At 71.4% G+C, this 15,302-nt stretch carries 11 protein-coding genes; 5 read left to right on the forward strand and 6 right to left on the reverse strand.

What is annotated here, in order from left to right:
• Positions 1-18: 18 nt before the first annotated feature.
• A complete protein-coding gene (gene hemE / locus HC028_RS05365) occupies positions 19-1,062 on the reverse strand; it encodes a uroporphyrinogen decarboxylase (protein WP_168073550.1) in 1,044 nt (347 codons plus the stop codon).
• A gap of 177 nt (positions 1,063-1,239) precedes the next feature.
• On the opposite strand from hemE, the gene HC028_RS05370 reads away from it, so the two are divergent.
• From HC028_RS05370 to HC028_RS05390, 5 genes are all read left to right on the forward strand, one after another.
• Positions 1,240-1,821 carry a DUF3000 domain-containing protein gene (locus HC028_RS05370; RefSeq protein WP_168073552.1) on the forward strand — a complete coding sequence of 194 codons (582 nt, stop codon included), beginning with the start codon at positions 1,240-1,242 and terminating at the stop codon, positions 1,819-1,821.
• An 82-nt stretch (positions 1,822-1,903) separates the two neighbouring features.
• Positions 1,904-3,163 (forward strand): HRDC domain-containing protein, encoded by a 1,260-nt coding sequence (locus HC028_RS05375; RefSeq protein ID WP_168073554.1) that lies wholly within the window; start codon positions 1,904-1,906, stop codon positions 3,161-3,163.
• A gap of 199 nt (positions 3,164-3,362) precedes the next feature.
• The gene (locus HC028_RS05380; protein ID WP_168073556.1) at positions 3,363-4,556 is read left to right on the forward strand and encodes a thiolase family protein; all 1,194 of its coding nucleotides are present in this window, start codon (positions 3,363-3,365) and stop codon (positions 4,554-4,556) included.
• Positions 4,553-6,622 (forward strand): 3-hydroxyacyl-CoA dehydrogenase NAD-binding domain-containing protein, encoded by a 2,070-nt coding sequence (locus HC028_RS05385; protein ID WP_168073558.1) that lies wholly within the window; start codon positions 4,553-4,555, stop codon positions 6,620-6,622. Before HC028_RS05380 ends, HC028_RS05385 begins: the two co-directional genes overlap by 4 nt.
• A 137-nt stretch (positions 6,623-6,759) precedes the next feature.
• Positions 6,760-7,665, forward strand: coding sequence for a DUF2637 domain-containing protein (locus tag HC028_RS05390; protein WP_168073560.1), 906 nt, complete (start codon positions 6,760-6,762; stop codon positions 7,663-7,665).
• 60 nt (positions 7,666-7,725) lie between these two features.
• Here the strand turns inward: HC028_RS05390 and HC028_RS05395 are convergent, their stop codons facing one another.
• From HC028_RS05395 to HC028_RS05415, 5 genes are all read right to left on the reverse strand, one after another.
• On the reverse strand, positions 7,726-8,937 hold the full coding sequence (locus HC028_RS05395; RefSeq protein WP_168073562.1) for a sensor histidine kinase: 1,212 nt from the start codon (positions 8,935-8,937) through the stop codon (positions 7,726-7,728).
• The gene (locus HC028_RS05400; protein ID WP_168073564.1) at positions 8,934-9,608 is read right to left on the reverse strand and encodes a response regulator transcription factor; all 675 of its coding nucleotides are present in this window, start codon (positions 9,606-9,608) and stop codon (positions 8,934-8,936) included. The genes HC028_RS05395 and HC028_RS05400 overlap by 4 nt, the downstream gene beginning before the upstream one ends.
• 232 nt (positions 9,609-9,840) lie before the next feature.
• A complete protein-coding gene (dxs, locus tag HC028_RS05405; protein ID WP_203981384.1) occupies positions 9,841-11,781 on the reverse strand; it encodes a 1-deoxy-D-xylulose-5-phosphate synthase in 1,941 nt (646 codons plus the stop codon).
• 123 nt (positions 11,782-11,904) lie between these two features.
• Entirely contained in the window at positions 11,905-13,116 is a 1,212-nt protein-coding gene (locus HC028_RS05410) for a class I SAM-dependent RNA methyltransferase (protein ID WP_168073568.1), read from the reverse strand.
• Positions 13,116-15,179: an APC family permease gene (locus HC028_RS05415; RefSeq protein WP_168073570.1), complete on the reverse strand. Its 2,064-nt coding sequence runs from the start codon at positions 15,177-15,179 to the stop codon at positions 13,116-13,118. The genes HC028_RS05410 and HC028_RS05415 overlap by 1 nt, the downstream gene beginning before the upstream one ends.
• Between the last annotated feature and the right edge of the window lie 123 nt (positions 15,180-15,302).

The following is a 15,302-nucleotide window of genomic DNA, read 5'->3' on the forward strand; positions in this document are numbered from 1 at the left end:
GTACCTATCGTCCCCGGGTCAGCGCGCCGACAGCTCGTGGACCAGCTCGACGACGCTGGTCAGCACCTCAGGGTTGGTGTCCGGAAGCACGCCGTGCCCGAGGTTGAACACGTGTCCCGGGGCGGCCCGGCCCTCGTCGAGCACCCGGCGTACCTCCGCTTCGATCACGTCGGCCGGCGCGAAGAGCGTGCAGGGGTCCAGGTTGCCCTGCACCGCCTTGTCCGGCCCGATGCGCCGGGTGGCGACGTCGAGCGGGGTACGCCAGTCCACGCCGACCACATCGGCCCCGGCTTCGCCCATGGCGCCGAGCAGTTCGGCGGTACCGACCCCGAAGTGGATCTTCGGGACCTCGGTGATCCCGTCCAGCACGGCCTTCGAGTGCGGCAGCACGTACCGGCGGTAGTCGGCTTGCGACAGCGCGCCGGCCCACGAGTCGAAGAGCTGGACGGCAGAGACGCCGGCGTCCACCTGTACCCGCAGGAACGTCTGCGTGATCTCGGCGAGCCGGGCGCACAGCGCGTGCCAGACGTTCGGTGCGGTGTACATGAGCGCCTTGGTCTTGGCGTGCGTACGCGACGGGCCGCCCTCGACGAGGTAGCTCGCGAGGGTGAACGGCGCCCCGGCGAACCCGATGAGCGGCGTGGCGCCCAGCTCGGGCAGCAGCAGCCGGATCGCCTCGGTGACGTAGTCGACCTGCTCGGGCGCGAGCGACGGGATCGCCTCGACGTCGGCGAGGGTCCTTACCGGCTTGTCGACGACCGGTCCGGTGCCCGGCACGATGTCCAGGTCGACCCCGGCGGCCGCGACCGGCACCACGATGTCGCTGAAGAGGATCGCGGCGTCCACCCCGTGCCGGCGTACGGGCTGCAGCGTGATCTCGCAGACCAGGTCCGGGCGCCGGCAGGACTCCAGCATGCCGATACCGGAGCGCACCTCGCGGTACTCGGGCAGCGAGCGCCCGGCCTGGCGCATGAACCAGACGGGCGTGTACGGCACCGGTTCACGGCGGCAGGCGCGCAGGAACGGGGACTCGGCGAGGGCAGGCTGGAGAGATTCGCTCATCGCACGCCATCGTGCCACGCGCCGCCTGCGGCACCTCAATTAGGGACACGCGGTTCACTGATCCAGCACGCGTGGTGACCGGACGAACCCGAAATGACCGACTCCCGGTGACGCAAGCGGCACGCTTCTCGGCGCGGCGGGCCCGCTTAGCGGCCACTCGGGCCTACGCTTCGTCGTATGGCGCCCTCGACCGTCCCCCCGGAGGCGTTCACCCGCGCCGTCGCCCGGCTGCAAGCCGGGCAGCACCGACCCGAGATCATCCTCGAGGAGGTGCCCGCGCCACAGCGGCTCGCGCCCTTCGGGTACGCGATGAGCGGCACCGTGATGCGCGACGGCGACGAGGTGGCGACGGGGCGACTCATCCTGCTGCACGACCCCGCCGGACACGAGGCGTGGGAGGGCACGACGCGGCTCGTCACGTACGTGACGGCGGAGCTCGAGCCCGAACTCGCCGCCGACCCGATGCTGCCCGACGTGGGTTGGAGCTGGCTGTTGGACGCCTTGGCGAGCCACGGCGCTGCCTACACCGCGATCGGCGGCACCGTGACGCAGACGCTGTCGACCCGGTTCGGCACCCTGGCCGGGCCGCCCGGCACGGCCGACGTCGAGATCCGCGCGTCCTGGACCCCGCTCGACGAGGATCTGGCCATCCACCTGGAAGGGTGGTGCGCGCTGCTCGCCCTGACCGCCGGGCTGCCGCCACCGGGCGTGACCGCGCTGCCCGAGCCGCGCCCACCCATGCCCGCTGCCCGGGCCTGACGGGGCGCTCACCGGCACGGAGAACCCGACGCGCCGACCCAGCTGCACCTACCCGGAACGCCCGCGCCGTACCGTAGGCGACGTGACCGACGAAGCCCCCCAAAGCCGTCGGGACGCGGAAGAGCCGTCGGCGTCGCCCGCCTCGGTCCTGCTCACCGCACCCCGTGACGGCACACCGTCCCCTGTGACCACGCCGGCCGAGTTGGCGGAGGTGGCCCGGCGCTTCGCCGCCGGCACCGGTCCCGTGGCGGTGGACGCCGAACGCGCCTCGGGCTACCGGTACTCGCAGCGGGCCTACCTGGTGCAGTTGCGGCGGGAGGGCGCCGGAACGGCCCTCATCGACCCGATCCCGCTGTCCGACCTGACCGTGCTCAACGAGGCGATCGCCGACGCGGAGTGGATCCTGCACGCGGCCAGCCAGGATCTACCCTGCCTGGCCGAGGTGGGCCTGCTGCCCCAGCGGCTGTTCGACACGGAACTCGCCGCCCGGCTGGCCGGCTTCGAGCGGGTCGGCTTGGCCGCCCTGACGGAGTCGCTGCTCGGGTACGCCCTGGAGAAGCACCACTCGGCCGCCGACTGGTCGACCCGGCCGCTGCCCGAGTCGTGGCTGAGCTACGCGGCGCTCGACGTCGAACTGCTGAGCGACCTGCGCGAGGCCCTCGCGGCCGAACTGGAGCGCCAGGGCAAGGCACAGTGGGCGGCCGAGGAGTTCGCCGCGCTCGTGGCGAGCGCCGGCCAGCCGCCCCGCGTCCGCCCCGACCCGTGGCGGCGCACCTCGGGCATCCACCGGGTACGCGGAGCGCGTGCCCTCTCGCGGGTACGCGCCCTCTGGTACGCGCGGGACGCGATCGCGGCCCGCCGGGACGCCACGCCTACCCGGGTGCTGCCCGATGCCGCGATCGTCGCCGCCGCCGCGGGCGACCCGAAGGACGAACGGGCGCTCATCGCGCTGCCCGGCTTCGCCGGCCGGTCGGTACGCCGACTGGCCGGCACCTGGCTCGACGCGCTCAGTGAGGCCCGCACGCTGTCCGACTCGGAACTGCCGGTCACGCTGCCGACGGAGGGGCCACCGCCGCCGCACCGGTGGGCCGAGCGGGACCCCGACGCCGCCGCGCGCCTGGCCCGCTGCCGGGAACTGGTCAGCGGCATCGCCTCAACGCACCGGCTTCCTCCGGAAAACCTGATCACGCCCGACACGGTGCGCCGGCTGGCCTGGTCCCCGCCCGACCCGCTGGACGAGGAGACGGTGCGGGAGGTGCTGGCCGGGTTCGGCGCCCGGCGCTGGCAGATCGAACTGACGGCAGCCGGCCTGACGGACGCGCTGCGCGCTCCGGCCGAGTAGCCCCCTTCCGCGTCGATCTAGGAGGAGTGGCCCGCTGGCGCCCGTTTTGTGGCGCCATTCTTCCTAGATCGACGTGTGCCGCCCGCGATCGGCGGCAAGATAAACCGTCAGTGTGGGTCGCGCCACAACGGTCACCTCTACCGGTGACCCTACTGGCGAGTAACATCTGCGGAAAAGACCGTCCGCAAGGAGGCTCTCCGTGCCCCGTACCGTCCGCGACGTCGTCTTCGTCGACGGTGTGCGCACCCCTTTCGGCAAGGCCGGAGGGATGTACGCGAACACCCGCGCCGATGATCTCGTCATCCGCTGCATCCGTGAGCTGCTGCGGCGTAACCCGCAGCTGCCGCCCGAGCGCGTCGAGGAGGTCGCGATCGCCGCGACCACCCAGATCGGCGACCAGGGCCTGACGCTCGGCCGGACCGCCGCCCTGCTGTCCGGTCTGCCCAAGACCACTCCCGGCTACTCCATCGACCGCATGTGCGCGGGCGCGATGACCGCGGTCACCACGGTCTCGTCCAGCATCGCCATGGGCGCCCTCGACATCGCCATCGCCGGCGGCGTCGAGCACATGGGCCGCCACCCGATGGGCGAGGGCGTCGACCCCAACCCGCGCATCATCGCCGAGAAGCTGGTCGACCCGTCCGCGCTGGTCATGGGCTCCACCGCGGAGAACCTGCACGACCGGCTACCGGAAATCACCAAGCAGCGAGTCGACGCCTTCGCGCTCGCCTCGCAGCAGAAGACCGCGAAGGCGTACGCCAACGGCAAGCTCCAGCCCGACCTGGTGCCGGTCGCCGTGCGCGACCCGGCGACCGGCTGGGGTCTGGCCAGCGCCGACGAGGCGCCGCGCGAGACCAGCCTGGAGAAGCTCGCCACGCTGAAGACGCCGTTCCGCCCGCACGGCCGGGTCACCGCGGGCAACGCGGCCGGCCTCAACGACGGCGCCACCGCCGCGATCATCGCGGCCGAGGACGTCGCCCGGGAGCTGGGCCTGCCGGTCGGTATGCGGCTGGTCAGCTACGGCTTCGTCGGCGTGGAGCCGGAGATCATGGGGTACGGCCCGGTCCCGTCGACGGAGAAGGCGCTGAAGATCGCCGGCCTGACCATCGACGACATCGGCCTGTTCGAGCTCAACGAGGCGTTCGCCGTCCAGGTACTGGCGTTCATGGACCACTTCGGCATCGCCGACGACGACCCGCGGGTGAACCCGTGGGGTGGCGCCATCGCCATCGGCCACCCCCTCGCCTCCTCCGGCATCCGCCTGATGACGCAGCTGTCGCGGCAGTTCGCCGAGCACCCCGAGGTGCGGTACGGCCTGACCGCGATGTGCATCGGCATCGGCATGGGCGGCACGGTCATCTGGGAGAACCCGAACTGGGAGGGCAACAAGTGACGCAGCCAACCAACGAGGTCGTCACCAAGGCACTCGTACGCTTCATCGCCGTCCCCGGCCTGGACGGCGAGGCCGCGCTCATCACGCTCGACAACGGGTTCGACCACACCAAGCCCAACACGTTCGGCCCCGGTGGTCTCGCCAGCCTGGACGCCGCGATCTCCACCGCGCTCGAGCGCAACCCGCGGTTCATCGCGGTAACCGGCAAGCCGTACATCTTCTGTGTCGGCGCGGACGTCACCGTCATCCCGCAGGCCCGCTCCCGCTCCGAGGTGCTCGAGACCGGCCGGACCGGTCACCGCATCTTCAAGCGGCTGAAGGACTCGCAGATCCCGACGTTCGCGTTCGTCAACGGCGCGGCGATGGGCGGCGGCCTGGAGCTGGCGCTGCACTGCCACTACCGGACGCTGTCGACCGGTGCGGCCGCGCTCGCGCTGCCCGAGGTCTCGCTCGGCCTGGTACCCGGCTGGGGCGGCACGCAACTGCTGCCCAACCTGATCGGCATCCCCGGCGCGGCGCAGGTCATCATTCAGAACCCGCTGATGATGAACAAGATGCTCAAGCCCAAACAGGCGCGGGAGATGGGCATCGCCGACGAGCTGTTCGAGGCTGCCGACTTCCTGGAGCGGTCGCTCGAATGGGCCGCCGGCGTGGTTCGCGGCGACATCACGGTGCAGCGCCCCGAGGTCGACCGGGACATGTGGGACGGCGTGCTGTTCTTTGCCAAGCAGCAGCTCGACGAGCGGCTGCACGGCGCGCACCCCGCCGCGTACAAGGCCCTGGAACTGCTGGGCCTGGCCAAGGACGCGACGTTCTCCGACGGCACCGCCGCCGAGGACGAGGCCCTCGCCGACCTGGTGATGAGCGAGGAGCTGCGCAGCGGCCTGTACTCGTTCGATCTGGTGCAGCGGCGGGCCAAGCGGCCGGCCGGGGCGCCGGACAAGGGCCTGGCCCGCGACGTCACCAAGGTCGGCATCGTCGGCGCCGGTCTCATGGCGTCGCAGCTCGCGCTGTTGTTCGCCCGCCGCCTGGAGGTGCCGGTCGTCCTGACCGACCTCGACCAGGCCCGGGTCGACAAGGGCGTCGGGTATGTCCACGCCGAGATCGACAAGCAGGTGTCGAAGGGCCGCATGGACGCCGGCAAGGCCGCCAAGTACAAGGGCCTGGTCAGCGGCTCGGTCGACAAGGGCGCCTTCGCCGACGCAGACTTCGTCATCGAGGCCGTCTTCGAGGACCTGGGCGTCAAGAAGCAGGTCTGGGCCGAGATCGAGAAGATCGTCAAGCCCGAGGCCGTGCTGGCGACCAACACCTCGTCGCTGTCGGTCACTGAGATGGCCGCCGACCTGGAGCACCCCGAGCGGGTCGTCGGCTTCCACTTCTTCAACCCGGTCGCGATGATGCCGCTGCTGGAGATCGTCCGGGCGGAGAGGACCGACGACGCGACGCTCGCGACCGCGTTCGCTGTCGGCAAGAAGCTGAAGAAGTCCTGCGTACTGGTGAAGGACGCCCCGGCGTTCGTGGTCAACCGGCTGCTCACCCGGTTCCTGGGTGAGATCTTCGCCGCGGTCGACGCCGGTACGCCGCTGGACGTCGCGAACTCCGCGCTCGACCCGCTCGGCCTGCCCATGCGCCCGCTGGCGCTGCTGCAGCTCGTCGGGCCGGGCGTGGCGCACCACGTGGCCGGGACCATGCACGGGGCGTTCCCGGACCGGTACGGCGTCAGCGCCAACCTCGCCCGGATCGTCGAGGCGGGCAAGCCGGGCTTCCTCACCTCCGACGGCGAGGTCGACCCCGAGGTCGCCGCGCTGCTCCAGGTGGGCGACTCCCCGCTCACCGCGGATGAGGTCCGGACCCGGGCCCTGGACGCGCTCGCCCAGGAGATCCGCCTGATGCTCGACGAGGGCGTCGTGGCGGAGGCGCAGGACATCGACCTGTGCATGATCCTCGGTGCGGGTTGGCCGTTCCACCTGGGCGGCGTCACGCCGTACCTGGACCGGACGGGCACCTCGGAGAAGGTCACCGGTAAGCGGTTCCTGCCGAAGGGTGTGGCGAGCCTGCCCGCCTGACGGTCTTTCGGCAAGAGGGGCGCCCTCCTCCGCGTTTTCGTGGAGGAGGGCGCCCCTCTGCATGATCGAACAGATGTCACAGTCGACACGCCGCGGAAAGGGGTGGCGCGCCACCGGGGATTCAACAGAATCGACGGATGCCTCTGCCACAGCTACAACGCATCCGTTGGGCGGTCCGCAGCGCCCTCGCGCTGGGCGTGGCCGCCTCGGTCGCAGCCAACATCCTGCACGCCCAACCCAACCCGGTCAGCCAGGTCATCGCCGCCTGGCCGCCGCTGGCGCTGCTGCTCACCGTCGAGCTGATCTCCCGAATACCGGTGCACCGCCGTTCCCTGGCCGCAGTGCGAATCATCGCGACCTCGACGATCGCCGGCATCGCCGCCTGGGTGTCGTACTGGCACATGGTCGGCGTCGCGGCGCGGTACGGCGAGACCGGACCATCGCCGTACCTGCTCCCGCTGTCGGTGGACGGCCTGATCGTCGTCGCCAGCGTGAGCCTGGTCGAGTTGGCCGGCCGGATCCGGACGCTCGAAACAGCCGCGGCCGAGGCCGGGGTCGAGGTCACGGCCGACAATCCGGCCGAGGCCGTGGTCGAGGTCACGGCCGACAAGCCGGCCGAGGTCGAGACCGTCATTGTCGAGCCGGCCACCGTCGAGCCGGCCACCGTCGCCGTCCCGGATGACGCCCAGCCCAAGCGGTCGCCGGCACGCCGGGCCAGCCAGCCCCGCGCCACGAAGACCGCACCGGCCAAGGCCACAAAGGCCGCGCCACGTAAGCGGGCCACAACGAAGGCGACCTCGACCACCGCTGCCCCGACTGTGACGGCCCCGGCTGTGACGGCCCCCGCCGTGACGGCCCCCGCCGAGACCCCGCCGGTGACACCGCGCCCCGTCGGCCGCGACCTGCCAGCGGCTGAGCTGCTCAAGCTGGCCGAGCAGCTGAAGGCCGAACGGCCCGGCCTGACCCAGGCTGCGATCGCCGGCGAACTGGGCGTCACCACCCACCGCCTGCAGCAGGCCAAGCGCCAAGCCGTCGCCGCCTGATCCGCCCTCTCCATGATCACCCGGAGTTTTGGGCGCCATGACACCCAAAACTCCGGGTGATCATGGTGAAGTCGACGGGGGAACAGCCGCTGACCCGGTAAGCAGCGGCGTAGTGGCGGCGGCCGGCAGGCGTACCGTCACCTCCAGTCCCCCACCGTCAAGAGCGACCGCGGTCACCGCGCCGCCGTGCGCGTCGCACACCGCCCGCACGATGGACAGCCCGAGCCCGGAGCCCCGCGCGCCGGTCCGTTCCCGCCCACCGCGCCGGAACGGTTCGAACAGCCCCGGTACGTCCGCGGCCTCCACCTCGAAGCCGGTGTTACCCACCACGAGCCACGCCTGGGTGTCGTCGGCCCAGGTGCGTACCCAGATCCGACCGCCCAGGTGGTTGTAGCGCACAGCGTTCTCGATGAGGTTGCCGGCGAGGCGTTCGAGCAGGCCAGGATCGCCGACCACGGGCGCCGGGGCCAGCTCGGTCGTCACGTCCAGGCTGAGCCGGGAGGTCTCCTGGCGTACCGACGCGCACGCCGTCGACACGCCCGTGGCCAGGTCGGCCGGCACCTTGCGGGCCAGCCGCCGCCCCGCCTGGGCCTCCGTACGGGCGAGCAGCAGCAGCGAGTCCACGAGCGCGTTGGCCCGGATGGAGGCGTCGCGCACGACGGTGCCCATCCGGCGCAGGTCGGCCACGTCGGCGTCGGGGTCCGCGAGGGTCACATCGATCTCGGTACGCATGACGGTGAGCGGGGTGCGCAGCTCGTGAGACGCGTTGGCGACGAAGCGCTTCTGGCTTTCGAACGCGGTGCCGATCCGGTCGAGCATGGCGTCGAACGTGGCGGCGAGTTCGGCAACCTCGTCGTTCGCGCCGTCGTAGCGGATGCGCTCGTCGAGCGTCTCCCCCGACAGCCGCCGGGCGGCGGCGGTGACGGCGTGCAGCGGCCGCAGCGCCCGGCCGGCCACAAGGTAGGCCCCGATCACCCCGGCGGCACCGATCGCGAGCAGCGCCCCGGCACCCTTGACCAGAAGTTCCCGCTCGGCGGTGCGCATCAGCCCGTCCTGCCAGGCCCGGGCGTCCACGGTCCGCCCGTCGGCGAGCTGCACCTGAGTACCGGCGCGGAGCTGGTCGGACGGGTGCAGTGCGGAGCTGACGACGGTCCACGACAGCAGGACCAGTACCGCGCCCGCACCGATGAGCAGGATGCCGTTGAGCAGGGTGAGCCGCAGCCGCAGCGTCGGGCGGGGACGCCGTCGACTGCGCGCGTCGTAAAGGGTCACGTGGCGGTCTCCTCGGCGCGAAGCCGGTACCCGGCTCCGACGACGGTCTCGATCAACGCCGGCTCGCCCAGCTTCTTGCGCAGCGTCATCATTGTGACCCGTACCGTCGTCGTGAACGGGTCGGCGTTGGCGTCCCACACCCGTTCCAGCAGCTCCTCGCTGGACACCACCGCTCCGTCCGCTTTGAGCAGCTCCTCCAGCACCCCGAACTCCTTGCGGGTCAGGTCAATCGGCCGGCCGGCCCTGGTCACCACGTGCCGGGCCTGGTCGAGTACGAGGTCCGCCACGGTGAGCACGGGCGGCGTGGCCGGAGTGGCCCGCCGCCCCAGCGCCTGCACCCGGGCCACCAGCTCGGCGAAGTCGAACGGCTTGGGCAGGTAGTCGTCCGCGCCGAGCTGGAGCCCCTCGACCCGGTCGGCGACGCTGCCGCTGGCCGTCAACATCAGTACCCGGGTCAGGGCCCCCGACGACACCAGCGCCGCGCAGATCTCGTCGCCGTGCATTCCCGGCAGGTCCCGGTCGAGCACCACGACGTCGTACCGCGTGATGAAGGCCATCTCGTGGCCGTCGGTCCCGTCGTAGGCCACGTCGACCGCCATACCCGCGCGCCGCAGCCCGCGCGCGATCGCGTCGGCAAGGTTGCTCTCGTCCTCGACCACGAGTACCCGCACCCGGTCATCTCCTCCCACGCCGCCCAGCACAACGGGCCGGGCGTGAAGTCTGCGTGAGCCACGCTAGTGCGCACCGCCCCGCTCCGGTCAGGAGGCCCGCCAGACGCGCACCAACCCGCCCTTCGGCAGCTTCAGTTCGGCCAGCCACTCACCGAGGTCGATGACGGGCCCGGTGGGATGCCCCGTCTCGCCATTGTGCGCGCACGCGCGCTCCGACGGGGCGAGCGACGCGTCAGCGGCCGCTTCGGCCGTTCGAGACCACGCGCGTGCGGGGCAGCGTGGGGTCTTCCAGCCCGGTCATCCACTCGGTCACCTGTCGGGCGACGTCCTGGGCGGTGAGCCCGAGGGCCGCGAGGATCTCCGCGCGGCTGCCGTGCGGGTGCCAGTCCCGCGGTACGCCGAGGTCACGCAGGGGAACCCACACGTCTGCGTCGCGCAGCGCCTTGGCGACCGCGTCGCCGACGCCGCCGGTGCGCACGCCGTCCTCCACGGTCACCACGAGCCGGTGCTCCCGGGCCAGCCCGACGATCTCGTCCGGCACGGGGCGGACCCAGCGCGGGTCGACGACGGTCACGCCGTACCCCTGCTCGCTCAACCGCGCGGCGACCTCGACGCCGAGGTGGGCGAACGCGCCGACCGCGACGAGCAGGACGTCGCGTCGCTCGGCCCGGGCCAGGACGTCAACGGTGCCGACGCGGTCGATCGCGGGCAGGTCCGCGGCGACCGTACCGGTCGGGAAGCGCAGGATCGTCGGGCCGTCGGTGACCGCCACCGCCTCGCGAAGCTCCTCGCGCAGGGTCGCGGCGTCGCGCGGCGCGGCGATCCGCAGGCCCGGCACCACCCCGAAGACCGACATGTCCCACATGCCGTAGTGGCTGGGGCCGTCCGGCCCCGTGATGCCCGCCCGGTCGAGCACGATGGTGACGGGCAGCTTGTGCATCGCCACGTCGAGCAGGACCTGGTCGAAGGCCCGGTTGAGGAACGTCGCGTACACCGCGACGACCGGGTGCAGCCCACCGATCGCGAGCCCGGCCGCCGAGGTGATGGCGTGCTGCTCGGCGATGCCGACGTCATAGGCGCGCTCGGGGTACCTGCGCATGAGTTTGGCGATGCCGGTCGGCTCGGCCATGGCCGCGGTGATGCCGACCACGTCCGGCCGCTCGTCGGCGATCGCGACGAGTTCATCGGCGAAGACGCTGGTCCACTTCACCGAGGCCGGCGCGAGCAGCTTGCCGGTCTGCGGGTCGAACGCGCCCGGGCCGTGGAAACAGTCGGCCTCATGCTCCTCGGCCGGCTGGTAGCCGTACCCCTTGCGGGTGACCGCGTGCACGATGACCGGGCCGCCGAACGCCCTGGCCCGGCGCAGGGCCGACTCCATCGCGGCCAGGTCGTGCCCGTCGACCGCGCCGACGTACTTGATGCCGAGATCTTCGAACATCGCCTGCGGCGAGACGGCGTCCTTGAGGCCCTTCTTGAGGCCGTGCAGCACCTCGTAGAGCGGCCCGCCGACCACCGGCGTGTGCCCGAGGGCCTCCTTGAACAGGTCGAGGACCTTCTCGTACCCGGGGCTCAGGCGCAGCGTCGCCAGGTGGTCGGCCAGGCCCCCGATCGTCGGCGCGTACGAGCGGCCGTTGTCGTTGACGACGATGACCACGGGGTTCTTGGCCGCGGCGATGTTGTTGAGCGCCTCCCAGCACATGCCCCCGGTCAGCGCGCCGTCGCCGACCACGGCCACGACGTGCCGCTTCTCGCCGCGCAGCGCGAACGCCTTGGCGAGACCGTCGGCATAGGACAGCGCCGTGGAGGCGTGCGAGTTCTCGATGATGTCGTGCTCGCTCTCGCCCTGGCTCGGGTAGCCCGACAGGCCGCCGCGCTGGCGCAGCGCGTCGAAGCCCTCCTGGCGGCCGGTCACGATTTTGTGCACGTACGCCTGGTGGCCGGTGTCGAAAAGGATCTTGTCCTTGGGCGAGTCGAACACGCGGTGCAGCGCGAGCGTGAGCTCCACGACGCCGAGGTTGGGGCCCAGGTGGCCACCGGTGCGCGAGACCTTCGCGACGAGGAAGTCGCGAATCTCGGCGGCGAGCAGGGTCAGCTGCTCACTCGTCAGGCCCCTGAGGTCGCGCGGGTCTCGGATCGTGCCGATAACACTGGCTGGGCCCTCAGAAGCGCTCATGACGGGCCAGTCTAGCGGGGCGTCGCATCCGATCATCGGGACCGATCATTCCTACACATTTCCCTCACATACCCTACGATCACCGGGAGTTACGGGACTGATGGCACCCGCAACTCCCGGTGATCACGAGACTGGCGTGAGAAGGCCCACGAGCTCCACGTGCTGCGTCATGGGGTAGGCATCAAAACCACGCAACTTCGACAGCCGCCAGCCGCGCTCGCGGAACGTCGCCACGTCCCGGGCGAACGCGGCCGGGTCGCAGGAGACGTACGCGACCGCACGAGGGTGCCGGGCGGTCACCGCAGCGACCACCTCCCGGCCGATACCCGCCCGCGGCGGGTCCAGCACGACCAGGTCCACGCTGCGCCAGCGCGGGTTGCCCAGCACGGTGCCGACGTCCCCGGCCACCACGCGTACCTGCGGCAGGTCGGCGAGGTTGCGCCGGGCCGCGGTGACCCCGCCCGGCGAGGACTCCACGATCGTCACCCGCCCCTCCGGGCCGAGCGCGGGCGCGAGCGCCGCGGCGAACAGCCCGGCCCCGCCGTACAGGTCCCAGGCCCGCTCCCCCGGCCGGGGTTGGAGGAAGTCCAGAACCGCGCCCGCGAGCGCGTCCGGCGCGGCCGGGTGGACCTGCCAGAACCCGGTCGCGTCGATCTTCCATTCGCGGCCCACCGCACGTTCGCGGACCAGGCGCGGCCCGGAGACCAGGCGGGGTGTCCGGCCGCCCCGCGGCCTGGTGAAGATGGTGAGATCACCGCACGACGAGGCCACCACCTCAACCCCGCCACCCTTCACCGGCCAGGTGCGGTCGGTCACCGGCGCCTCCTGGATCCGCTCGTGCGCGATCAGGCAGCGGTCGATGGGGATGATGTCGTGCGAGCGGTGCTTGCGGAACCCCGGCCGGCCGGCCGCGTCCACGGCGTACTGCACCCGCGTCCGCCAACCGAGCGGCCCGCCGGGCAGCGGCTCCACGCGTACCCCGAGGTCGTCCACCTCGGCGACGGTGAAGCCGCCGATCCGGGTGAGCAACTCCCGCACCACGGCGGTCTTGAGCTCGTGCTGCGCCTCCGGCGTGGCGTGCTGCCAGTCGCAGCCGCCGCAGCGGCCCGGCTTGGCGTACTTGCACGGCTCCTCGACCCGATCCGGCGACGGCTGGAGCACCTCGACCGCGTCGGCGCGCAGGTACCCGCGCCGACGCTCGGTGACGGCCGCGCGTACCCGCTCCCCGGGCAGCGCGTGCCGCACGAACACCACCTGACCGTCGGGTAGCCGGGCGACGCAGTGCCCGCCGTGCGCAACGGGCCCGACCGTCAAATCCAGCAGCTCATCCATCATCAACCACGGGGTGCGAACTCGTCGTCGGCGCGCCTCGGCTCGTCGGGGCGGCCGGCACCGGCGCGTGGGCCGCGCTGCGTGGTACGCCACTCGACCGGACGCTCGATGTTCTTGCCCTGGGTCGAGCTGAGCTGCCACGGCACGCTGGTGACCATCACACCGGGCATGAACAGCAGCCGGGTCTTGATCCGCAGCGCGCTCTGGTTGTGCAGCAGGTGCTCCCACCAGTGGCCGACCACGTACTCGGGAATGAAGACGGTGACCACATCGCGGGGCGACTCACGGCGCATCGACTTCACGAAGTCGATGATCGGGTTGGTGATCTCGCGGAACGGGGAGTCCACGACCGTCAAGGGCACGCTCAGTTCGCGCCGCTCCCACTCCACCTGGATCGCCCGGGTGTCGCTGTCGTCGACGTTGACGGTCACCGCGGTCAGCGAGTCCGGCCGCGTCGCCAGGGCGTACGCGAGGGCCCGGAGCGTGGGCTGGTGCACCTTGCTGACCAGCACCACCGCGTGGTTTCGCGAGGGCAGCATCGGCTTGTCCTCCGACGGCTCCAGCTCCCGCGCCACCCGGTCGTAGTGCCGGCGGATGGTCAGCATCAGCAGGTAGATCATGCCCATCGCGACGATCGAGATCCAGGCACCCTTGGTGAACTTGGTGACCAGCACGATGACCAGGACGAAGCCGGTCAGCCCTAAACCGAAGACGTTGATCGCGCGGGACCGCATCATCCGCCGCCGGACCGCCGGGTCGCGCTCGATGCGTAGCAGCCGGTTCCAGTGGCGCACCATGCCGGTCTGCGACAGCGTGAACGACACGAACACGCCGACGATGTAGAGCTGGATCAGGCGGGTCGTCTCGGCCCGGAACGCGAGGATCAGCACGATCGCGAAGGCGGCGAGAAACATGATGCCGTTGCTGAACGCGAGGCGGTCGCCGCGGGTGTGTAGCTGGCGGGGCAGGTAGCGGTCCTGGGCCAGGATCGAGCCGAGCACCGGGAAGCCGTTGAACGCCGTGTTGGCCGCGAGCACCAGGATCAGCGCCGTGGTGGCGATCACGAACCAGAAGCCGACCGGGAAGTGGTTGAAGACCGCGCCGGCCAACTGGGCGACCACCGTCTGCTGCACGTAGTCCACCGGCGCGGAGATGATCTGCAGATCGGCGGCGGTGCAGCCCGACTTGATCTCGTCGCACTCGACGAACTGGACGCCGGTGATGCGCGCGAGCGTGATGATGCCGACCAGCATGGTGATCGCGATCACGCCGAGCATCAGCAGCGTCGTGGCGGCGTTGCGGCTCTTGGGCTGCTTGAACGCGGGCACCCCGTTGGAGATCGCCTCGACTCCGGTCAGCGCGGCACAGCCCGAGGAGAACGACCGGGCGAGCAGGAACACCATGGCGAAGCCGGCGATGGAGTGCTCGGCCCGCACGTGGATGTCGGCGCTCTCGGCCCGCACCGGATCGCCGAGCCCGAAGTGCCGGAACAGCCCCCAGGCAACCATGCCGATGATGCCGATCATGAACGCGTACGTGGGGATGGCGAACGCGGTACCCGCCTCCCGAACCCCGCGCAGGTTCAGCGCGGTCAGCACCAGCACGAGCACCACCGCGACCAGCGGCGCGTGCTCGGCCACCCAGGGCACCGCCGACCCGAGGTTCTGCACGCCGGACGAGATGGACACGGCCACCGTCAAGACGTAGTCCACCATCAGGGCGCTCGCCACCCCGAGCCCGTACCTGGACCCTAAGTTGACGGTCGCGACCTCGTAGTCACCGCCGCCCGACGGGTACGCGTGCACGTTCTGCCGGTAGCTCGCGACGACCGTCAGCATCACGACGGCGACGCCGAGCCCGATCCACGGCGAGAAGACGAAGGCCGACGCACCGGCCACCGACAGGGTCAGGAAGATCTCGTCCGGCGCGTACGCCACGGACGACAGGGCATCGGAGGCGAACACGGGCAGCGCGATCCGCTTGGGCAGCAGCGTGTGCTGGAGGCGGTCGGAGCGGAACGGACGGCCGACGAGCAGCCGTTTCAGATAAGAGGTGGGACTGGCCACGGCAGCAAGAGTAGTGCTACGCGCGCGTACCAAGACGTGGGTGGGTGATCTCTACCCTGGTAGGGGTACGGGTGTACCGTCCCGCATCGCGAACGGACACGCCGTGTCATGCTCACAGCGATA

The organism is Planosporangium flavigriseum (assembly GCF_011947225.1).
GTDB lineage: Bacteria > Actinomycetota > Actinomycetes > Mycobacteriales > Micromonosporaceae > Planosporangium > Planosporangium flavigriseum.

What these genes read in the sequence shown, in the direction of transcription:
- HC028_RS05370 (WP_168073552.1), top strand. Translation starts at nt 1,240, where the DNA reads ATGGCGCCCTCGACCGTCCCCCCGGAGGCGTTCACCCGCGCCGTCGCC.
- hemE (WP_168073550.1), bottom strand. Translation starts at nt 1,062, where the DNA reads ATGAGCGAATCTCTCCAGCCTGCCCTCGCCGAGTCCCCGTTCCTGCGC.
- dxs (WP_203981384.1), bottom strand. Translation starts at nt 11,781, where the DNA reads ATGAGCGCTTCTGAGGGCCCAGCCAGTGTTATCGGCACGATCCGAGAC.
- HC028_RS05410 (WP_168073568.1), bottom strand. Translation starts at nt 13,116, where the DNA reads ATGATGGATGAGCTGCTGGATTTGACGGTCGGGCCCGTTGCGCACGGC.
- HC028_RS05390 (WP_168073560.1), top strand. Translation starts at nt 6,760, where the DNA reads ATGCCTCTGCCACAGCTACAACGCATCCGTTGGGCGGTCCGCAGCGCC.